This window comes from Nocardioides sp. (assembly GCF_035576065.1).
Classification (GTDB): Bacteria; Actinomycetota; Actinomycetes; order Propionibacteriales; family Nocardioidaceae; genus Nocardioides.
Genome location: NZ_DATLWX010000001.1, coordinates 232,498 through 253,279 on the forward strand (window position 1 = coordinate 232,498; position 20,782 = coordinate 253,279).

The following is a 20,782-nucleotide window of genomic DNA, read 5'->3' on the forward strand; positions in this document are numbered from 1 at the left end:
CCGGCGGCCTACTCCTTCTGGTAGGGGATCCCGTCTGCCGCTGGCGGTCGTGACCGGCCGACCAGTCCGGCCACCGCGAAGATCGTGATGACGTAGGGCAGCATCAGCATGAACTGGCTGGGCACCGGCGACCCCAGGACCGCCAGGACGCCCTGGAGGTTGGAGGCGAAGCCGAAGAGCAGCGCCGCGAGGGTCGCGCGGACCGGGTCCCACTTGCCGAAGATCACGGCGGCCAACGCGATGTAGCCTGCGCCGCCCGTCATCTCGCGGTTGAACTGCGGCACCGAGACCAGGGTGAAGAACGCGCCACCCATCCCGGCGATGGCGCCGGCCAGCACGATGGTGCGGTAGCGAGTGAGGTTGACCTTGATGCCGACCGTGTCGGCAGCCTTGGGGTGCTCACCGACGGCGCGGACGCGCAGGCCCCACCGGGTGCGGTAGAGCGCGAACGTCACGAGCGCGACCGCGATGTAGAGCAGGTAGACGATCATGGTCTGGCGGAAGAAGATCGGCCCGATGAGCGGGATCTCGCCCAGCAGCGGGATCGGCACCCGCGGGAAGCGCGGGGGCGAGTTGAGGGTCGCGGCGTTGGGCGCCAGGACCTGGCTGAACAGGAAGCTCGTCAGGCCGATGACGAGGACGTTGAGCACCACGCCGACGATCACCTGGTCGACGAGGTAGGTGATGGCGAAGACGCCCAGCACGAGCGCCACGAGAGCTCCGGCCAGCATGGCCGCGGCCAGTCCCGCCCAGGGGGAACCGGTGGCAGAGCCCACGATCGCAGCCGCGAACGCGCCGAGGAGGAGCTGACCGTCGATGGCGATGTTGACGACACCGGCTCGCTCGCCGAGGACGCCGCCGAGGGCGCCGAAGACGAGGGGTACGGCGAGGGCCAGTGACCCCGCCAGCAGTCCCACGACCGGCACCGAGCCGCCAGCGGCGGCCCAGGTCAAGAAGGCGGCCATCCAGGCGACCGCGAAGGCTATGACCGCCCAAGCGGGGGTGGAGCGCTTGGCGAGGTAGCGGCGCAGCGACTCTGCGGTCAGCAGGGCGCAGACCGCAGCCAGGAGCCAGGCGGTGCGCAGGGAGGGGACGGTCAGCTCCGGCAGGGAGACGAAGTCGGTGTCGGCGGCGAGACGGAAGGTCGTCTCGCCCGTCTCTGCGGATCGCGCGAGGATGAGAGCCAGGCCCACGGTGAGCACGGCGAAGATGATCAGCGTCTTGCGGCTGACGACTGTCACGGTGGCGACCACCGGCCCCCCGGTGCGGGGGGCGGGGGACAGGCCGGCGGTGGTGCTCACTTCGCCTCCTTGGCAGGGAGCCGGAAGATCGCGCGCACCAGGGGTGGTGCGGCGATGAAGAGGACGATGAGGGACTGCACCACGAGAACGATGTCGACCGGGATGCCCTCGGAGGCCTGCATCGAGAAGCCGCCCGCCTTGAAGGCGCCGAAGAGCAGGCCGGCGCCCAGGATGCCCAGGGGCCGGGACCGGCCCAGGAGGGCGACGGTGATGGCGTCGAAGCCGATGCCGGCGTCGAGGTCGGTCGTGACGCCGCTGGTCACCGTCCCGAGGACCTGGTTGGCACCGGCGAGGCCGACGAGTGCGCCGGCGATCAGCATCACCACGACGTAGGTGCGACCCACGTCGATGCCCGAGGCCCGGGCGGCGGAGGGGTTCTCGCCGACGGCCCGGATGCGGTAGCCGAGAGTCGAGCGGTTGAGGAGCCACCACACCGCCGCGACGGCCACGAGGGCCAGCACGAAGCCGAGGTGGAGGTTGAACCGCTCACCGAGGACGTCCGGCAGGATCGCCGACTCCTTGGCAGGTGCCGACTTCGGGTTGGATGACTTGGGTGCCTGGAGCAGTCCTGGGGTGCTGAGCGCGTAGAACACCAGGTAGTAGCCGACGTAGTTGAGCATGATCGTCACGATCACCTCGTGCGCCCCCGTGCGAGCCTTGAGCAGACCAGCGAGCCCGGCCCACAGGGCCCCCGCCAGCATGGCGGCGAGGATGGCGAGCGGGAGGTGCACGATCATCGGCAGGTCGAAGGTGAAGGAGACCCAACCTGCGGCAGCCCCGGCGAGGAGCATCTGGCCGCGCCCGCCGATGTTGAACATGCCGGCACGGAAGGCCAGCCCAACACCCAGACCGGCCGCGATCAGCGGTCCGGCGAACTTCAAGGTCTCGGTGAGCGGGCGGATCTGGGTGGCGAAGTCGTCGACCCGGTCGTTGTAGATGGCACCGCGGAAGAGAGCGGTGTAGGCGCCCCAGATCGCGTCCCAGCTGGCCTGGAAGAAGTCGCCGGGCCGCGCGAAGACATAGCCCGCTGAGGCGCGGACCTCCTCGTCGGTCAGCGCGATCATCACCGAGCCCACGAGCACGGCCAGGAGGACGGCCAGGAAGCCGGCCAAGGCGTTGCCGGAGGCGATCTCGCGAAGCACCGACTGGGATCGGCTCGGGCCCACGGGTCGCGCGCCGGAGGTCTTCTCGCCCTCGGGCGTCGGCTTGTCCGTGTGCGGTGCGGGGGGTGGGGTCTCGGTGCCGCTCACGCGACCACATCCTTCGGGCGCTCGCCGGTCATCATCAGTCCGAGGGTCTCGCGGGGAGTGTCGCCGGGCACGATGCCCACGACCTGCCCGCGGTAGAGCACCATGATCCGGTCAGCCAGGGCCACGACCTCGTCCAGCTCCGTGGACACCACCAGCACCGGGATCCCCCGGTCACGCGTGGCGATGACCTGCTTGTGGATGAACTCGATCGAGCCGACGTCGACGCCGCGCGTGGGCTGCGCGGCCACGAGCAGGCGCAGGTCGCGCGAGAGCTCACGGGCGACGACCACCTTCTGCTGGTTGCCGCCGGAGAGCTTGCCTGCGTGGGTGTGGATGTCGGGGGCGCGGACGTCGTACTCCTGGAGCTTCTCGCGCGCGAAGGCGTCGAGGGCGTCTCCGCGGAGCGTGCCACGCTTGACGAAGGGCGAGCGGAAGCTCCGGTTGAGCATGAGGTTCTCGGCGATGGAGAAGCCGCCGACCAGACCGTCTGCCTGACGGTCCTCCGGGATGAAGCCGACACCGGAGTCGAGGATGCGCCGGACGGACTTGCCGACCAGCTCCTTCCCGTCGAGCTTGATCGAGCCCTTGACGTGGTCCTGGAGGCCGACGAGCGCCTCCGTGAGCTCGGTCTGCCCGTTGCCCTGGACCCCGGCGACCGCGAGCACCTCGCCGGCGCGAATGTCGAAGCTGATGCTGTCGAGGTGGACGTGGCCGAGCGCGTCGACCACGCGGAGGTCCTTGACCACCAGCGCCTCGTCGCCGAGCTGCGGGGCGTCCTTGTGCACGGTCAGCTCGACCGGTCGCCCGACCATGAGCGCCGCCAGCTCGGCGTTGGTGGCGGTGGGTTGGGCCTCGCCCACGACTGCACCGCGGCGGATCACCGTGATGCGATCGGCGACGGCACGCACCTCACGGAGCTTGTGGGTGATGAAGACGATGGCCTTCCCGGCCTCTTTGAGCTGGCGCATGATGTCCATCAGCTCGTCGGTCTCCTGGGGCGTGAGGACCGCGGTCGGCTCGTCGAAGACCAGGATCTCGGCGTCACGGGAGAGTGCCTTGATGATCTCGACCCGCTGCTGTACGCCGACGGGCAGCTCCTCGACGATCGCGTCGGGGTCGACGTGGAACCCGAACCGGGCCGAGATCTCGCGCACGCGCTCGCGAGCCGCGCCTGCGTCGAGGGTGCCGGCGAAGCCGGTGGACTCGTTACCCAGCATGACGTTCTCGGTGACGGTGAAGACGGGGATCAGCATGAAGTGCTGGTGCACCATGCCGATGCCGGCGGCCATGGCGTCGCCGGGCCCCGAGAAGCGCTGGACGACGTCGTCCAGCAGGATCTCGCCCTCGTCGGCCTGGTAGAGCCCGTAGAGCACATTCATCAGCGTGGACTTGCCGGCGCCGTTCTCACCGAGCAGGCAGTGCACCTCACCGGGCAACACCTCGAGCGAGATGTCGTCGTTGGCGACCAGCGACCCGAATCGCTTGGTGATGTTTCGAAGGACGAGCTTCATGGGTCGGCATCCTATGCATCAGGGCGGCCACGGACGTGCAGAGGGAGGCTGACCCTACGGGTCAGCCTCCCTCGCGACTAGTACTGCGACTAGTGCTTGCGACTGAGCGTCACTCAGCCAAGTAGGACGTGACCTCGATGGAGCCGTCGATGATGCCCGCCTTGACCTCTTCCAGCTCGGCCGCAAGGGTCTCGGAGATCTCGCCCTCGAAGTTGTGGAACGGGGCGATGCCCACGCCCTCGTTCTCGAGCGTGCCGACGTAGGCCTCGGTGTCGAAGCTGTCCTCACCTGCGGCCATGACGGCCTCGTAGGTGGAGACCTCCATGCCCTTGAGGATCGACGTCAGGATGACGTCCTGGGTGTTCGGGTCGGTCTCGTAGACGTCTGCGTCCACACCGAGCATGACCGCGTCCGCGCCGGAGTCTTCGATCGCGGTGAGAGCACCCTGGTAGATCGGGCCACCCACCGGGAGGATGACATCGGCGTCCTGGTCAAGGATGCGGCGAGCCGTGCTGGTCGCTGCCTCGTTGGCCTCGAAGCCACCGGTGAAGGAACCGGTCTTGCCGTCCCAACCGACGACCTTGACGTCCTTGCCCTTGGTCTCGGCGTAGTAGTCGGCGCCCTGCTTGAAGCCGTCCATGAAGATCGTGACGGTCGGGAACTCCATGCCGCCGTACGTGCCGACGACGCCGGTCTTGGTGAAGTCGGCTGCGGCATAGCCAGCGAGGAACGCGGCCTCGGCCGTGTTGTAGAGCAGCGGCTTGACGTTGTCGGCGTCCTTGGTGCCGTCGAAGTCGTTGTCCGCGGCGTCGTCGATGAGGACGTAGTTGATGTCGGGGTTGGCCGTGGCCGACTCGACGGTGGCCGCTGACAGGGCGAAGCCGACCGTGACGATGACGTTGCAGCCCTCGGCCACGAGGCTCTCCAGGTTGGGCGCGTAGTCGTTCTCGCTGTTGGACTCGACCGCCTTCAGCTCAGTGCCCAGCTCTTCGGCGGCGCGGGTGGCGCCCTCGAAGCCCAGCTGGTTGAACGACTTGTCGTCGAAGCCTCCCGCGTCGGAGACGATGCAGGGCAGGAAGTCACTCGCTTCTTCCGTCGGCTCGCTGCTCTCGCTGCTCTCGCTACCGCTCCCGCTGGGCTCTTCTTCTTCGGGGGCGTCGCCACATGCAGCCAGCGACGCGGTCGCCATGAGCGCCATGATGCCGCCAGCGACGACCCTTCTCGTGTTCCTCACAGATGCCTCCATACTCGAACCGTCCCCAGGGTGGGGCCAGGTATCGGAGTGAATGATGCCCCTGCGGCACCCGGTGGGGAAGACATACACGCCAATACGTACCCGTCTGTGACCTGCCGAGCACCCGATGCGCCATGATTGATGACGATGAACTGGACAGAACTGCGCGCCGAAGCGGTCATCGCGATGCGACACGCGTACGCCCCCTACTCCCGCTTCCCCGTCGGTGCTGCTGCGCTGGCGGACGACGGACGGCTCCTGGTGGGCTGCAACGTGGAGAATGCGGCATACGGCGCAACACTGTGCGCCGAGTGCGGGCTGGTGTCCGCGCTGCATGCCACCGGGGGCGGTCGGCTCACCCACTTCGTGTGCGTCGACGGTGACGGCCACGTGATCATGCCGTGCGGTCGCTGCCGACAGCTCCTCTGGGAGCACGGCGGAGCCGAGCTCCTGATCGAGACGCCTGAGGGCGTCCGGACCATGGCCGAGATGCTGCCCCTCGCATTCGGACCCGACAACCTGAAGGACGTGTGAATGGCTCCCCACGACGCCGTCGAGGTGATCACCGCCAAGCGCGACAAGGGCGAGCTGAGCGACAGCCAGATCGACTGGGTGATCGCCGCCTACACGCGCGGTGACGTCGCCGACGAGCAGATGTCGTCGTTGGCCATGTCCATCCTGCTCAACGGGATGGTGCCGCGCGAGATCGCCCGCTGGACCGCGGCCATGATCGCCTCCGGGGAGCGCATGGACTTCTCCGCCCTGTCCAGGCCCACGGCGGACAAGCACTCCACGGGTGGTGTGGGTGACAAGATCACGTTGCCGCTGGCTCCGTTGGTCGCGGCGTGCGGAGTCGCCGTACCCCAGCTCTCGGGTCGAGGCCTGGGCCACACCGGCGGGACGCTCGACAAGCTCGAGTCGATCCCCGGCTGGCGTGCCACGATCTCCAACGAGGAGATGTTCGACCAGCTCGAGTCGGTCGGGGCAGTCATCTGCGCAGCCGGCGACGGGCTCGCGCCCGCCGACAAGAAGCTTTACGCCCTGCGGGACGTGACGGGCACCGTCGAGGCGATTCCGCTCATCGCGTCGTCGATCATGTCCAAGAAGATCGCCGAGGGGACCGGCGCACTCGTGCTCGACGTGAAGGTCGGCACTGGGGCCTTCATGAAGGACGTCGACGCGGCGCGCGAGCTGGCCCAGACGATGGTCGAGCTCGGCACGCACGCCGGCGTCAACACGGTCGCGCTGCTGACCGACATGAACACCCCGCTGGGGCTGACGGCAGGAAACGCGATCGAGGTCGTCGAATCCCTCGAGGTGCTGCAGGGGGGCGGGCCCGCCGACGTGGTCGAGCTGACCCTGGCCCTCGCTCGCGAGATGCTCGCCGGCGCCGGTGTCACCGACGTCGACCCGGCCGACAAGCTCGCGGACGGCTCGGCCATGGACGTATGGCGCGCGATGATCAGCGCTCAGGGGGGAGACCCCGAGGCGGCGCTCCCCGTTGCGCGCGAGTCGCACGTCGTCACGGTGCCGAGCACCGGCACGCTGACGCGGCTGGACGCGATGGCTGTCGGGCTCGCGGCCTGGCGCCTGGGGGCTGGTCGTGCTCGCAAGGAGGACCCGGTCCAGGCCGGTGCCGGAGTCGTGTGGCACGCGCAGCCCGGCGACGTGGTCACGCAGGGTGAGCCACTCTTCACGTTGCTGACCGACGAACCCGAGCGGTTCGACCGCGCCCTGGCGTCGCTCGAGGGCGGCTTCGACATCGGCGAGGGCCCGTTCACGGCCCAGGACCTGATCATCGACCGGATCGGCTGAGCCGCCCCGACCTCGAGGTGAGGTCCGTCAGGGAAGCAGCAGGACCACGAGCTCAGCCACGCAGGCGGGCTTCTCGACGCCCTCGATCTCCAGCGTGTGCTTGATGATCAGCTGCTTGCCGGCGGGGAGGTCCGTGACGTCTCCGAAGGACACGTGCGAGCGCAGCCGCGACCCGACCGGGACCGGGTGCGGGAACCGCACCTTGTTCAGTCCGTAGTTGAGTCGAGCTCCCGGCGTCTCGAGCTGGAAGGACTGCACGTTGAAGTAGGGCAGCAGGCTGACGGTCAGGAAGCCGTGCGCGATCGTGGTCCCGAAGGGACCCTCCTGGGCGCGCTGCTCGTCCACGTGGATCCACTGGTGATCGCCCGTGGCGTCCGCGAAGAGGTTGATCCGCTCCTGGTCGACGACCAGCCAGTCGGTGGTGCCCATGTCGGTGTTGGCGGAGCCGGCCACCTCGTCGAGCGTGGTGAATGTGCGCATGGCTGGAAGGATAGGGCCATGAGCACCCCTTCGATCGACGACGTCCGTCGCGCCCCCAAGGTCCTTCTGCACGATCACCTCGACGGAGGCCTCAGGCCGCAGACCATCATCGACCTGGCCTCCGAGTGCGGGCACACCCTGCCCGTCGACGACGCGGCCGGTCTTGGCAAGTGGTTCGTGGAATCGGCGGACTCGGGGTCACTGGTGCGATACCTGGAGACCTTCGACCACACCGTTGCCGTGATGCAGACCGGGGCGGCGATCACTCGGGTCGCGCGCGAGTGCGTGGAGGACCTGGCAGCGGACGGAGTCGTCTATGCCGAGGTCCGCTACGCCCCCGAGCAGCACGTCGAGCAGGGGCTGACGCTGGACGAGGTGGTGGCAGCCGTCAAGGAGGGCATCGACGAGGGCGTGGCCGCCGCGGGCGGCCGTATCGTCGTCCGGCAGCTGCTCACCGCCATGCGCCACCAGGCGCGTTCGATGGAGATCGCGGAGCTGGCAGTCGCGTGGCGCGATCGTGGTGTCGCAGGCTTCGACATCGCCGGCGCCGAGGCGGGGTTCCCGCCCACCCGCCACCTCGATGCCTTCGAGTACCTCCGCCGGGAGAACTCTCACTTCACCATCCACGCGGGCGAGGCGTTCGGCCTGCCCTCGATCTGGGAGGCGATCCAGTGGTGCGGCGCCGCGCGGCTGGGGCACGGCGTGCGCATCGTCGACGACATCTTGGTCGCCGACGACGGCTCGGTCGAGCTCGGTCGCCTGGCGGCATACGTGCGGGACAGGCGCATCCCGCTGGAGATGTGCCCCCGGTCCAACGTCCAGACCGGGGCGGCCCAGTCGATCGCCGAGCACCCGATCGGGCTGCTCACGCGGCTGCGGTTCCGGGTCACGGTCAACACCGACAACCGGTTGATGAGCCAGACCTCCATGACCGACGAGATGTTCGGGCTGGTGGAGGCGTTCGGCTACTCGTTCGAGGACCTGCAGTGGTTCACGATCAACGCGATGAAGTCGTCGTTCCTCCCCTTCGACGAACGACTCGCAATCATCAACGACGTCGTCAAGCCTGGTTATGCCGCGCTGATCGACGCACGCTGAGGACCAGCCAGGGCTGCTGCCAGCTGGCCAGGCGGAGACGACCCTCGATCCACTCTTCCCGGGTGACCTGGGCGACTCGTCCCGACGACGGTTCATACACGCGTACGGCGTCCTCGCCCTGCTCGAGAGCCAGCACGACATGCCGGGGCGCCCAACGATCGCCGACGTAGGCGGGGACGACGAGGCCGCGGGCCAGACCGGTGTTCATCGCGGCCCAGGCCACCCCGGGGCGAAGCCTGGCGGGCACCACATGATGCTGTCGCGTCCCGCGGCCCAGCTGCCGGGCCAGTGCCCACGGAGGAGTGCCGACCGCCCGCGGCCACGGTGCCTGCACGTGGCCGGACACGTCGATGAGCCCGGTGATCCGCCGGTGCATGCCGATGACCTCGGCACCGAACTCCTCGTCGCCGCCCGCGAGCAGTCGGCGGGCGTAGCGGTCGTTGCGCATGGCCTCGGCGATCACCGCGACGGCCGCGCCGCAGGAGCGCCGATCCGGTTGCTGGAACTGGCGTCCCAGCACCAGGCGTCCGGTCTCGCTGATGCTCACTCCGCAGACCCTCGCGCGAAGCGTCGGCTCAGCTCTGCGTGAGCCTGATCGGCCGTCAGCACCCGGCAACCGACCGCACGCGCTGCGTCGACGATCCGTCGCTGGGCCCGCATCAGGTTCCAGCCCCGCCGGACCAGGACGAGCGGCGGCTTGCGCCGTTCAGCGAGGTCCCGGCGCAGGCGCCGTACGAACGTCAACAGCGGGTGCTGCGTCACGCAGACCGCCTGCGCCAGGAAGTCGCGCTCACGGCACTCCTCGATGATGTCCTGGGCGAAGATCCCCTCGGCGACGAACGCCGTGCCTTCTCCGAGCCCGAGGGCCTGGGTGCCGGTGGTCCTGCTGCTGGAGATGTCATACACCGGGACGTCGGTGTGGCCAGAGCAGCACAGCTCGGCGATGGCATCAAGGGCATCCGCCCGGTTCCACGAGTCCGTGTGGTCCCAGTCGACCAGCCCGGCGTTGGCGCCGTGCGTGATCCTCGGCAGGGTCGGGTCGTCGCCCTGCTTGTAGAAGTCGTCGAGCCTCAGGACCGGTAGTCCGAGCCGCTCGGCCAGACGTGACTTGCCGGCTCCGCTGGGACCGGCAAGGACGATCACGTGTGCGCGCACGGGACACATTGTGACGGGTGGCTCCGCCGCGCCCGGATGTGACCTGCGTCCTAGGGGGCAGGGACTTTGTGCATTCCACCTACCGGGGCTCTGGGGAGGACCTATCGTCAGCGCACATCCTCATCTCAGCTCTGAGAGGCACCCTGCATGTTCGGCGCTCACAACACCCACACGTCCGACACGGTCGACCGCGAGTCTGCCACGTCGACTTCCAGGCCGTATCGTCTCGCGATCGCCGGCCTCGTGCTGGCGCTGCTCGCAGCGGCCGCCTGGGTCGCCCTGCTGGGATCCGGCGATGACGACACGGCTGCGGTCGACGCCGACTGCAAGGTCACCCTCGTCACGGTGGCGGTGGCCCCGGCCATGACCGACCTCGTCGACGACGCCGTCGAGGCACTCCCAGACAATGGGCAGTGCATCGAGCTCCAGGTGATCACCAAGACTGTCGCCGACGTGTCGGCCGAGCAGGAGGAGCTGGACGAGGGCGACGAGGACGTGCTCCCCGACCTGTGGGTCCCCGACTCGCCGGCCTGGCAGAGCGTGCTCACCGATGCCGGTCGCACCGGCAAGGTCCTGGTGGCCTCGTTGGCCACCACCCCGGTCGCTTTCGCGAGTGGTCGAGCCGATGATCCGCCCGCTTCCTGGCTGGAGGCGCTGGCCTCCCCGCGCCTGGTGATGTCGGACCCCAAGGCCAGCGGAGCCTCCGCCCTGGCACTGCTCAGCCCGTTCGTCGAGGGTGACGTCGCTGCTGCTCAGGGCGAGCTCGTGCCAGTCGCCCAAGCGTTCGGTGACGACGTGGCGTCCGAGAAGGTCGGCAAGCTCAACATCGACAACCTCGAGGCCGGGAACGACAAGCTGCTCCCGGTCACCGAGCAGGACTTCCTGGTCGCCGAACGCGGTAACTCCGCCCTGGAGTGGGTCGCACCCGACACCGGCGTCGGCCTGCTGAGCTATCCCCTCATCCAGCCCTCTGCGGGTGGCAGTGGAATGGCCGTCAACTCCGGATCCCTGGATGTCGCGGGCCGGACCGGAGCACGCCTCGCTGAGTGGTTCACCACCGATGCGGGCCTCGCGGCCATCGCGGCGGAGAAGCTGCGCGCCCCCGACGGCGCGCCGCTGCCCGACGGTGAGGGCATCAGCGACGAGGAGCAGCTGCCGCCTGTCGACAAGGCACAGGTCGACTCGGTGATGAAGAGCTGGAACAGCTTGATCGTGCCGTCCAGCATCCTCGCCCTGGTCGAGACGTCTGACTCGATGGGCACCGCCTTCGGCGACACCACCCGGATCCAGCTGGCAGTGGACGCCTCGCTCACGGCCCTCGACATCTTCCCCGATGCGGTCCGCCTGGGCCTGCGTTCCTTCTCCACCAACCAGGAGTCCAACGGGCAGGACTGGCGTGAGCTGGCCCCGCTGAGCCGCCTCGACGCGCCGCTGGGCAAGGGTCAGGGCATCCACGTCGAGCTGGTCCGCAAGAGGGCCGACGAGCTGCCGTCCCAGACGGGTGGTGGGTCCGGTCTCTACGACTCGATCCTCGCCGCATACCAGGAGACCAACCGGCTCTACAACGAGTACTACGAGAACTCGCTGGTGGTCTTCTCCGACGGTCCCAACGACGACCCCGAGGGCATCTCGCTCAACGAGCTCAAACGCGAGCTGCGCCAGCTGTACGACCCGGAGAAGCCGGTGAAGATCATCCTGATCGGTATCGCTGACGAGGCCGACCTCGCCGCCCTGGAGGAGATCGCCGCGGCGCCCGAGGGGAGCGGGAGCGGGGCCTACCAGGTCCTCAAGGCCGACGACATGCTGACCGTCCTGGCCTCCACCCTGCTCTCGCGCGACTGATCCCAGTCCCTGTGTGACCCCGCCGTCCTCGGACGGCGGGGTCGGGGTCACACCCCGATCGGGTGCCAGACCGTCTTGGTCTCCAGCCAGTCGGTCATCCGGTCGATGCCGGGCGTGGCCAGCCAGTCGACTGCGACCTCGGGTGCGCGGCGTACGCGCTTGAGGTTGTCAGCCGACGCCATCTCGAGCGAGGCCGCCAGCTCGGGATCGGCGACCCCGGTCAGGTCGATCCCGTTGACGTCCATGTGGGACGCGAGCCACGGAGCGATCTCCGCGACCGAGCCGGTCAGCATGTTGACGACGCCGCCCGGAAGGTCGGAGGTCGCCATCACCTCGCCGAGCGTGATCGCGGTCAGTGGGTGGGCCTCGCTGGCGATCACGACGCAGGTGTTGCCCGTCGCGATGACGGGCGCGACGACGCTCACCAGTCCGAGCAGCGGACCGCTCGGGGCCACGACTGCAACGACGCCGGTCGGCTCGGGGGAGGAGAGGTTGAAGAAGGGCCCGGCAACGGGGTTGGCGGTGCTGACGACCTGGGTGATCTTGTCCGCCCAGCCGGCGTACCAGACGAGCCGGTCGATCGCGGCGTCCACATAGGTGTTGGCCTTGGCGGCGGTCATCCCCTCGGTGGCGCGGAGCTCGGCGACGAACTGGTCACGTCGCCCCTCGAGCACCTCGGCGATGCGATACAGCACCTGACCACGGTTGTAGGCGGTCGCGGAGGACCAGCCGCCGAAGGCCTTGCGGGCTGCGATCACCGCGTCGCGGGCGTCCTTGCGGCTCGCCTTGGCGGCGTTGGCCAGCAGGTTGCCCTGGGCGTCGTTGACCACCGAGGTGCGTCCGGACTCCGAGCGCGGGAACGCGCCGCCGATGTAGAGCTTGTAGGTCTTCTTGACGTCGAGGCGAGCCATCAGCCGGTTCCCTTCAGGTACGCAGCGAGGCCGGGGAGCCCGCCCTCGCGGCCGTAGCCCGACTCCTTGTAGCCACCGAACGGTGCGGTCGGGTCGAACTTGTTGAACGTGTTGGCCCACACCACGCCGGCGCGGAGCTGGTTGGCCATCCACAGGATGCGAGAGCCCTTGTCGGTCCACACGCCGGCCGACAACCCGAATGGGGTGTTGTTGGCCTTCTCCACGGCCTCCGCGGGGGTGCGGAACGTGATGACGGACAGGACCGGGCCGAAGATCTCCTCGCGCGCGATGCGGTGGGCCTGGGTCACGCCGGTGAAGAGGGTGGGCGGGAACCAGAAGCCGTTCTCCGGCAGGTCGCACGCCGGCGACCACCGCTCGCCGCCCTCCTGCTCGCCGACGTCGGAGAGCTCACGGATCTTCGCCAGCTGCTCGGCGGAGTTGATGGCACCGACGTCGGTGTTCTTGTCGAGCGGGTCACCCACGCGCAGCGTGGACATCCGGCGCTTCAGCCGCTCGAGGACCTCGTCGGCGACCGACTCCTGCACGAGCAGGCGCGACCCGGCACAGCAGACGTGACCCTGGTTGAAGAAGATCCCGTTGACGATGCCCTCGATCGCCTGGTCGATCGGCGCGTCGTCGAAGACGATGTTGGCGGCCTTGCCTCCGAGCTCGAGGGTGACCTTCTTCTTCGTGCCGGCGACCGCGCGAGCGATGGCCTTGCCGACATCGGTCGAGCCGGTGAAGGCGATCTTGTCGACGTCAGGGTGAGCGACGATCGCCCGGCCCGTGGCGCCGGCGCCCGTGACGATGTTGACGACCCCCGGCGGCAGGTCAGCCTGCTGGCAGATCTCGGCGAAGAGCAGGGCGGTGAGCGGGGTGGTCTCGGCCGGCTTGAGGACGACCGTGTTGCCGGCGGCGAGCGCGGGTGCGATCTTCCACGCGAGCATGAGCAGGGGGAAGTTCCACGGAATGATCTGGCCAGCGACCCCCAGCGGCTTCGGGTCCGTGCCGAGACCGGCATACGACAGCTTGTCGGCCCAGCCCGCGTAGTAGAAGAAGTGCGCCGCGACGACGGGGATGTCGATGTCGCGCGACTCCTTGATGGGCTTGCCGTTGTCGATGGACTCCAGGACCGCGAGCTCGCGACCCCGCTCCTGGATGATCCGGGCGATGCGGAAGAGGTACTTGGCTCGCTCGCTGCCAGGCATCCGGCCCCACACCCGGGTGTGGGCGCGCCGCGCGGCCCGGACGGCGAGGTCGATGTCAGCCTCGTCGGCCTCGGCGACCTCGGCGAGGACCTCTTCGGTGGCGGGGTTGATCGTCTTGAAGCTGGCGCCGTGCCCGTCGACGAACTCACCGTCGATGAACAGGCCGTAGGACGCCTTGATGTCGACGATGGCCCGAGACTCGGGGGCCGGGGCGTACTCGAAGAACGGGGTGGCCCGCTCGGGAACCTTGACCATGTGTGTGTCGCCTCAGTCCAGGGTGAAGTAGTCGGGGCCGGAGTAGCGGCCGGTCGTCATCTTGGTGCGCTGCATGAGCAGGTCGTTGAGCAGCGTCGACGCGCCGAACCGGAACCAGTCGGGGTCGAGCCAGTCGGGGCCGGCGATCTCGTTGACCATGACGAGGTACTTGATGGCGTCCTTGGAGGTCCGGATGCCGCCAGCGGGCTTGACCCCGATCATCTGGCCGGTCTGGTCGCGGAAGTCGCGCACGGCCTCGAGCATGATCAGCGTGACGGGCAGCGTGGCAGCGGGCTGCACCTTGCCGGTCGAAGTCTTGATGAAGTGGCCGCCGGCCATCATCGCCAGCCACGAGGCGCGACGGACGTTGTCGTAGGTCTGCAGCTCGCCGGTCTCGAAGATCACCTTGAGATGCGCGTCGCCGCACGCCTCGCGGACGGCGACGATCTCGTCGAAGACCTGGAGGTAGCGGCCGGAGAGGAAGGCGCCACGGTCGATGACCATGTCGATCTCGTCGGCACCAGCCTCGACCGCATCACGGGTGTCGGCCAGCTTGATGTCGAGGGCCGCCCGGCCGCTGGGGAACGCGGTGGCCACGGCGGCCACCTTGACGCCGGAGCTTCCCAGCGTCTGCTTCGCGGTCGCGACCATGTCGGGGTAGACACACACGGCGGCGGCCATCGGACAGGTCGGGTCGGCAGGGTCGGGCCGCATGGCCTTGGAGGCGAGCGCCCTGACCTTGCCCGGGGTGTCCTGGCCCTCGAGGGTGGTCAGGTCGACCATCCGGATGGCGAGGTCGATGGCGAAGCTCTTGGCCGTGGTCTTGATCGAGCGAGTGCCGAGGCCCGCCGCCCGGGCTTCCGCCCCGACCTGGTCGACACCGGGCAGCCCATGGAGGAATCGGCGCAGCGAGGACTCGGACGAGGTGATGTCGTCGAAGTCCCCTGCACTCCCCGTCGAGGCAGAAGTTGTCGTCACCGACCCAGCATAGGGTTGCATCGGTCAGGGCTGAAAAACACTGAGGAGCACGATGCCGCACGACCAGGACGACGAACTGCGCTTCCGCCCGACCAGCGGACTGATCATGGGGAGTCTTGCCGTGATCGGCGCCCTGGTGGTGGTGATGATCGCCGTCGCCGACCCTGGGGGAATGCCGGCGCAGGTGGTGGCCGGAGCGGTCCTGGTCGGGGTGCTGGGCTGGGCGACGATGCTCTGGCCACGCCTCTCGGTCACGTCCGAGGACCTCGTGATGCGCAACGTCGTGGAGACCGTCCGCCTGCCCCTGGTGGCCATCGAGGCACTCGCCGTACGCCAGGTGTTGGCCGTGCGCGCCGGGGACAAGCGCTACGTGTCGACCGCGTTGGGCCGGACGTGGCGCAAGACGATGGTGGGGGACAAGCCCGCGACCCGGAAGGACACCGACCAGCCGATCACCGAGATCGACTACGTGGACTACGTCGAGAAGGAGGTCCGCGACCGGATGGAGCGGGCCCGCGCGGCGGCCGGGATCTCGCTGCTGTCCGACGAACAGCTGGCCCTGGCGGCAGGCGTACGCCGACAGCCGGCCTGGCTGCCGATCATCCTGATCGGGGCGTCGGTGCTGGCGCTGGTGGCGTCATTCCTGCTCTGAGCCTGCGTCAGGTCAGAGCCCTGCGGCGATCCTGAGGTCACCCTTGATGGCGTCGAGGCGACCGGCTGCCGCGATACGGGCGGCGCCGACCCCGTCCTCCGGGTCGACCCGGATGACGACTTCGAGGTAGCACTTCACCTTGGGCTCGGTGCCGCTCGGCCGGACGATCACCCGAGCGCCACCGGCCAGCGCGAAGCGCAGCCCGTCGGTGGGTGGCAGGCTGGCGCTGCCCTCGGACAGGTCGTCGATCCGCTCGACCGCGAGACCGCCCAGGCTGGCCGGCGGGGTCTCCCTGAGGCGCTGCATGGTGGCCGGGATGGCGCTCAGGTCGTCGAAGCGGACGGAGAGCTGGTCGGTGGCGTGCAGCCCGTGCTCGGCAGCGATGTCGTCGAGGAGGTCGTCGAGGGTGCGGCCCTCCGACTTGACGCGGGCCGCGATCTCGCACACGAGCAGCAGCGCGGAGACGCCGTCCTTGTCCTTCACGTGATCGGGGTCCACGCAGTAGCCCAGCGCCTCCTCGTAGCCGAAGGCGAGTCCGGAGGCACGGCTGATCCACTTGAAGCCGGTCAGGGTCTCCTCGTGGGGCTGCCCGGCGGCCGCCGCCATCTTGCCCAGCAGGCTGGAGGACACGATCGAGTTGGCGTAGGTGCCGGTGCGGCCGCTGCTCAGCAGGTGGTGACCGAGCAGCGCACCCACCTCGTCCCCGCTGAGCATGCGCCAGCCGTGGGCGCCTGGGACGGCGACGGCGCAGCGGTCCGCGTCCGGGTCGTTGGCCACGACGATGTCGGCGGACTTCTGTGCGGCGAGCGCCATGGCGAGGTCCATCGCACCGGGCTCCTCGGGATTGGGGAACGCGACCGTCGGGAAGTCCGGGTCGGGGTGCTCCTGCTGGCTGACGACGTGGGGCGCGTCGAAGCCGGCCGTCTCGAGGACCTGGATCACTGACGTGCCGCCCACGCCGTGCAGGGGCGTGTAGACGATCGTGAGGTCGCGCGGACCGTCGGTCGCGAGGTCGGCCACGGTGTCGAGATAGTTGTCGACGATCTCCTCGCGTACCACGGTCCCGGCGTTGCCTCGCGGCACCTCGGCGAGCGCACCGACGGCGTCGATCCGGGCCGCGATCTCCCGGTCGGCGGGCGACACGATCTGGCTGCCGTCCCCGAGGTAGACCTTGTAGCCGTTGTCCTGGGGCGGGTTGTGGCTGGCTGTCACCATCACGCCTGCCGCGCACCCGAGCTCGCGGATCGCGAAGGCGAGCAGCGGCGTGGGCAGCGGCCTGGGCAGCACCAGCGCCTTGAGGCCGGCACCGGTCATCACTTCGGCGGTGTCGCGCGCGAAGGCGTCGCTGTTGTGGCGAGCGTCGAAGCCAATCACCACGCTGCCACCGCGGTGCCCGGTGTCCAGGAGGTATGCCGCCAGGCCGGCCGCAGCGCGCGTCACGACGACCCGGTTCATCCGGTTGGGTCCCGCGCCCAGCGCGCCGCGCAGGCCAGCCGTCCCGAACTCGAGGGTGCCGGCGAACCGGTGCGCCAGGTCAGTGGCGTCGCCACCCGACTCGACGTCTGCGATCACCTGCTCCAGCTCGGCCTTCGTCTGCGGGTCCGGATCCTCCGCGGCCCAGGCGCGGGCGCGGGTCAGCAGATCGGGGGGGGTGCTGTCGTGAGTCATGGGCCGACGCTATCGGTCGGGTGCGGCTGCCGGTGCGCTCAGGCCTCACGGTCGCCTTCCGCGTACGGCTGGTCCTCCGGGTCGTGGTCGGGGTCATCGGTGAAGCGGCCCGAGCCCGAGTCGAAGGTCCGGTCCGTGTTGTCGATCTCCGCGTTGTCCGGACGGTTCTCGGGGTCCAGGCGCTCCTCGCGCTCGGCTTCGAGCTGCTCGACGGTCTCCGGCGGCACGTCGTCGGGGTCCGGGAGCCCGGCATCCCCGGAGTGTGTCGCCGTCTGCTCTGCGTCAGGCTCCTGCTGGTCCTCGGACATCGGGTTCCCCTCGGTGGTGGGTCGCTGGCGGCGTACTCCCCACCACCAAACCCCCGCCGTCGGGTGCCTGTCAACGGGTGCGTGGCCACAGGGGGAGGCCTAGAGTGCGGCCATGGCACGGATGAGCAAGACGGCGCGCTCCGAGACCATCGTCGACGTGATCCGGGAGGCGTTCGCGCCGCTGATGCGGGCCGATCCGGTGGCCTTCCGGGCGAAGTACCGCAAGATGGCGCTCGATCCGCATGCGTTCTACCGCGGCTCGGCGTGCCTGTTCTACAACGACGTCACCCAGGAGCCCGAGGACTGGTGCGACCACGGGTCGGAGCGCATCTGGATCCACGGCGACCTGCACGTCGAGAACTTCGGCACCTACCTCAACTCCGACGGCCGGCTGATCTTCGACGTCAACGACTTCGACGAGGCCTACCTCGGGCGCTACGTCTGGGACCTCCAGCGCTTCGTCGCCAGCCTGGCGCTGATCGGGTGGCAGAAGGCGCTGCCCGAGGACGCCGTGCGCAAGCTGATCGCGCGCTACCTGCGCTCCTACCTCGCCCAGGTCGACCACTATGCGCGCGTCGACAAGGACGACGACTTCGCGCTCAACCTCGAGAACGCCGACGGACCCGTGCTGGTGGCGCTCGAGAGCGCGCGGTCCCTGCGTCGCGCCGATCTGCTCGACGAGATGACCGTGCTCACGAAGGGAGTACGCCGCTTCGCCGAGGGCGACGGCGCGCGGCGGCTGGACCGCGAGGAGCGCACCAAGGTCGTCAGCGCGTTCCGCGACTACCTCGACACGATCCCGGAGTCCAAGCGCTTCGACCGGTCCCTGTTCTACGACCTGCGCGACGTGGTCGGCAAGTCCGGCTTCGGGATCGGCAGTGCCGGTCTCCCGGCCTACAACGTGCTGGTCGAGGGCTACAGCCAGGCGTTGGACAACGACGTGGTGCTCTCGATGAAGCAGGCCAACATCCCGGCGGTCTCGCGGTTCGTCGACGCCAGCGAGGTGGACGCCTACTTCGAGCACGAGGGGCACCGCACCGCGGTCAGCCAGCGCGCCCTGCAGGTGCACACCGACCCCCTGCTCGGTCACACCCGCATCGACGGGATCGGCTACGTCGTCAGTGAGATGTCGCCGTACGAGGTGGACCTCGACTGGACCAACATCAACGAGCCCGAGGACATGCAGGCCGTCGTGGACCTGCTCGGTCGGGCGACGGCGAAGATCCACTGCGCCTCCGACGAGGACAGCGAGCAGGACCTCGTCGACATCCAGGTCGAGAAGGCCATCGTGGACTCCCTCAAGGGTCGGCGGCGCGAGTTCAACGAGTGGTTGGGCCAGTGGGGCATCGAGTACGCCCTGCGCGCGCGGGAGGACCACTCGCTCTTCGTCGACGCCTTCCGCGAGGGGAAGATGGGGATCGCCGCGACCTGAGCGGGCCCCGTTACGCCCTCCAGCTGTAACGCCGGGTTACCTCCTGTACCCCCTCGGACGTACAGGGGTGGGTACAAGGGGTAACCCGGCGTTACATGGCTCAGGCCTGCTCGTCAGGCGTCGATGTGCGACATGTCGCCGTACCTCGCGCCCACGACCGATCCTCGCGGCACGGCAGCGTCGAGGGCCTTGAGGTCGTCGCTGCTGAGCGCGACGTCGAGTGCACCGACGTTCTCCTCCAGGTAGGCCACTCTCTTGGTGCCCGGGATCGGCACCACGTCGTCGCCCTGGGCGAGAACCCACGCGAGAGCGAGCTGGCCGGGCGTGCACCCCTTCTCGGCCGCGATGGCACGGACGCGGTCGACGAGCGCGAGGTTCGCCTCGAGCGCCTCGCCGTTGAGCCGGGGGAAGTAGGCGCTCGATCGGGAGTCGTCGGCAGGCAGTGAGCCCGGCGTGATGGCCCCGGTGAGGATGCCGCGGCCGAGCGGGGAGTAGGGGACCAGCCCGATGCCGAGCTCACGGAGGACCGGCAGGATGTCGTCCTCGAGATCACGGGTGAAGAGGGAGTACTCCGTTTGCAGAGCCGTGATCGGATGCGTGGCATGAGCGCGGCGGATCGTCTCGGGAGCGGCCTCGGACAGGCCGAGGTGGCGGACCTTTCCGGCCTCGACGAGCTCCGCCATGGCGCCGACGGTCTCCTCGATCGGGACGCCCTGGTCGACACGGTGCTGGTAGTAGAGGTCGATGTGGTCGACGCCGAGTCGCTGCAGACTGGCGTCGCAGGCCGAGCGGACGTATTCCGGGCTGCCGTTGATGCCCACCCGCGTGCCGTCGGGGAGCCGTTCGTTGCCGAACTTGGTGGCGAGCTGAATGTCGTCGCGACTGTGCTGGCTGGCGGCGATGGCCTTCCCCACGAGCCGCTCGTTGGTGAACGGGCCATACATGTCGGCGGTGTCGAGGAAGGTGACGCCGAGGTCAAGGGCGCGGTGGATGGTCTCGATGCCCTGCTGGTCGTCGGCGGTCCCGTAGAACTCGCTCATCCCCATGCAGCCGAGGCCGAGGGTCGAGACGGTCAGGTCGCCGAGCTGTCGCTGGTGAGTGGTCATGATGAAGAGTCAACGGGTTGGAGCGCGCTCGAAGTCAAGACCGGACGTGGACAGCCCCTTCGTAGAGGTCGATCTTGAACTCGATGGCACCCAGGTGCGAACGCACCTCGTCGAGCTGCTCGAGCACGCGCTCGCGATGTGCCTTCAGCAGGGCGAGGCGCTCGGCCTCGTTGCCGTCCCCGGCCCGCACGAGTGCGGCGTAGAGCTTCACGTCGCGGATCGGCATCCCGGTCGCGCGGAGCTTGGAGATGAGGCTGATCCAGGCCAGGTCCGCATCTTCGTAGGCGCGGTGTCCCGATGCGGAGCGCCGAACAGCCGTGCGCATCAGGCCGTCCCGCTCGTAGTAGCGCAGCGTGTGGGCGGTCAGGCCCGTGCGTTCCGCGGCCTCCGCGATGGTCAGGCTCATGGCGTCAGTCTCTGCCTTGGAGTGCACTCGAAGTCAAGGGGTACGCCGACGGGCCGGCCCACGGCGAGGCTAGGTTGGGCGACGTGACCCATCGGCCTGACCCACCGAGCAACAAGCCAGGTTTCGCGGTCGGCCACTTCAAAGATCGTGTGGAAGTGCTTGTCACCGGACC

Annotated in this window: 20 protein-coding genes; 6 read left to right on the forward strand and 14 right to left on the reverse strand. The window is 69.0% G+C overall.

The features are described 5' to 3' along the window. Positions 1–8: 8 nt before the first annotated feature. From VNJ48_RS01155 to VNJ48_RS01170, 4 genes are all read right to left on the reverse strand, one after another. Positions 9–1,301, reverse strand: a complete 1,293-nt coding sequence (locus VNJ48_RS01155; RefSeq protein WP_325598253.1) for an ABC transporter permease — start codon at positions 1,299–1,301, stop codon at positions 9–11. Beyond that, entirely contained in the window at positions 1,298–2,551 is a 1,254-nt protein-coding gene (locus tag VNJ48_RS01160; RefSeq protein WP_325598255.1) for an ABC transporter permease, read from the reverse strand. The genes VNJ48_RS01155 and VNJ48_RS01160 overlap by 4 nt, the downstream gene beginning before the upstream one ends. After that, complete coding sequence (locus VNJ48_RS01165) at positions 2,548–4,062, reverse strand: ABC transporter ATP-binding protein (RefSeq protein ID WP_325598257.1); 1,515 nt, start codon at positions 4,060–4,062, stop codon at positions 2,548–2,550. Before VNJ48_RS01165 ends, VNJ48_RS01160 begins: the two co-directional genes overlap by 4 nt. Positions 4,063–4,171: 109 nt before the next feature. Then, the gene (locus tag VNJ48_RS01170) at positions 4,172–5,296 is read right to left on the reverse strand and encodes a BMP family ABC transporter substrate-binding protein (protein ID WP_325598259.1); all 1,125 of its coding nucleotides are present in this window, start codon (positions 5,294–5,296) and stop codon (positions 4,172–4,174) included. A gap of 141 nt (positions 5,297–5,437) precedes the next feature. On the opposite strand from VNJ48_RS01170, the gene VNJ48_RS01175 reads away from it, so the two are divergent. Both VNJ48_RS01175 and VNJ48_RS01180 read left to right on the forward strand, forming a co-directional pair. After that, complete coding sequence (locus VNJ48_RS01175; RefSeq protein WP_325598261.1) at positions 5,438–5,830, forward strand: cytidine deaminase; 393 nt, start codon at positions 5,438–5,440, stop codon at positions 5,828–5,830. Further along, positions 5,831–7,111 carry a thymidine phosphorylase gene (locus tag VNJ48_RS01180; RefSeq protein ID WP_325598263.1) on the forward strand — a complete coding sequence of 427 codons (1,281 nt, stop codon included), beginning with the start codon at positions 5,831–5,833 and terminating at the stop codon, positions 7,109–7,111. It abuts the gene before it with no gap. Between the two features lie 27 nt (positions 7,112–7,138). Here VNJ48_RS01180 and VNJ48_RS01185 read toward each other — a convergent pair whose 3' ends face one another. After that, positions 7,139–7,591: a MaoC family dehydratase gene (locus VNJ48_RS01185; RefSeq protein ID WP_325598265.1), complete on the reverse strand. Its 453-nt coding sequence runs from the start codon at positions 7,589–7,591 to the stop codon at positions 7,139–7,141. A gap of 18 nt (positions 7,592–7,609) precedes the next feature. Between VNJ48_RS01185 and VNJ48_RS01190 the strand changes: the two genes are divergently transcribed. Continuing rightward, entirely contained in the window at positions 7,610–8,689 is a 1,080-nt protein-coding gene (locus VNJ48_RS01190) for an adenosine deaminase (RefSeq protein WP_325598267.1), read from the forward strand. Here the strand turns inward: VNJ48_RS01190 and VNJ48_RS01195 are convergent. Then, entirely contained in the window at positions 8,652–9,236 is a 585-nt protein-coding gene (locus VNJ48_RS01195; RefSeq protein WP_325598269.1) for a hypothetical protein, read from the reverse strand. The genes VNJ48_RS01190 and VNJ48_RS01195 overlap by 38 nt on opposite strands. Next, a complete protein-coding gene (locus VNJ48_RS01200; protein WP_325598271.1) occupies positions 9,233–9,844 on the reverse strand; it encodes an ATP-binding protein in 612 nt (203 codons plus the stop codon). Before VNJ48_RS01200 ends, VNJ48_RS01195 begins: the two co-directional genes overlap by 4 nt. Positions 9,845–9,991: 147 nt before the next feature. Here VNJ48_RS01200 and VNJ48_RS01205 point away from each other — a divergent pair, with 147 nt between their 5' ends. Then, positions 9,992–11,686: a substrate-binding domain-containing protein gene (locus tag VNJ48_RS01205; protein ID WP_325598273.1), complete on the forward strand. Its 1,695-nt coding sequence runs from the start codon at positions 9,992–9,994 to the stop codon at positions 11,684–11,686. 47 nt (positions 11,687–11,733) lie between these two features. Here VNJ48_RS01205 and VNJ48_RS01210 read toward each other — a convergent pair whose 3' ends face one another. The 3 genes from VNJ48_RS01210 to deoC are packed head-to-tail and all read right to left on the reverse strand — an operon-like array spanning position 11,734 to position 15,059. Then, positions 11,734–12,597, reverse strand: coding sequence for an aldehyde dehydrogenase family protein (locus VNJ48_RS01210; RefSeq protein ID WP_325598274.1), 864 nt, complete (start codon positions 12,595–12,597; stop codon positions 11,734–11,736). Next, positions 12,597–14,060, reverse strand: coding sequence for an aldehyde dehydrogenase family protein (locus tag VNJ48_RS01215; protein WP_325598276.1), 1,464 nt, complete (start codon positions 14,058–14,060; stop codon positions 12,597–12,599). Before VNJ48_RS01215 ends, VNJ48_RS01210 begins: the two co-directional genes overlap by 1 nt. A gap of 12 nt (positions 14,061–14,072) precedes the next feature. Beyond that, positions 14,073–15,059, reverse strand: coding sequence for a deoxyribose-phosphate aldolase (deoC, locus tag VNJ48_RS01220; RefSeq protein WP_325598278.1), 987 nt, complete (start codon positions 15,057–15,059; stop codon positions 14,073–14,075). A gap of 31 nt (positions 15,060–15,090) precedes the next feature. Here deoC and VNJ48_RS01225 point away from each other — a divergent pair, with 31 nt between their 5' ends. Continuing rightward, entirely contained in the window at positions 15,091–15,690 is a 600-nt protein-coding gene (locus VNJ48_RS01225) for a hypothetical protein (protein ID WP_325598280.1), read from the forward strand. Positions 15,691–15,702: 12 nt separating this feature from the next. Here VNJ48_RS01225 and VNJ48_RS01230 read toward each other — a convergent pair whose 3' ends face one another. Both VNJ48_RS01230 and VNJ48_RS01235 read right to left on the reverse strand, forming a co-directional pair. Beyond that, positions 15,703–17,358 carry a phospho-sugar mutase gene (locus VNJ48_RS01230; RefSeq protein WP_325598282.1) on the reverse strand — a complete coding sequence of 552 codons (1,656 nt, stop codon included), beginning with the start codon at positions 17,356–17,358 and terminating at the stop codon, positions 15,703–15,705. 38 nt (positions 17,359–17,396) lie between these two features. Beyond that, positions 17,397–17,666, reverse strand: a complete 270-nt coding sequence (locus VNJ48_RS01235) for a hypothetical protein (protein ID WP_325598283.1) — start codon at positions 17,664–17,666, stop codon at positions 17,397–17,399. Between the two features lie 112 nt (positions 17,667–17,778). Here VNJ48_RS01235 and VNJ48_RS01240 point away from each other — a divergent pair, with 112 nt between their 5' ends. Continuing rightward, positions 17,779–19,098 (forward strand): DUF2252 domain-containing protein, encoded by a 1,320-nt coding sequence (locus VNJ48_RS01240; RefSeq protein ID WP_325598285.1) that lies wholly within the window; start codon positions 17,779–17,781, stop codon positions 19,096–19,098. 113 nt (positions 19,099–19,211) lie between these two features. Here VNJ48_RS01240 and VNJ48_RS01245 read toward each other — a convergent pair whose 3' ends face one another. Continuing rightward, the gene (locus VNJ48_RS01245) at positions 19,212–20,204 is read right to left on the reverse strand and encodes an aldo/keto reductase (protein WP_325598287.1); all 993 of its coding nucleotides are present in this window, start codon (positions 20,202–20,204) and stop codon (positions 19,212–19,214) included. A 34-nt stretch (positions 20,205–20,238) separates the two neighbouring features. Continuing rightward, positions 20,239–20,610, reverse strand: a complete 372-nt coding sequence (locus VNJ48_RS01250; protein ID WP_325598289.1) for a MerR family transcriptional regulator — start codon at positions 20,608–20,610, stop codon at positions 20,239–20,241. Positions 20,611–20,782: the final 172 nt, after the last annotated feature.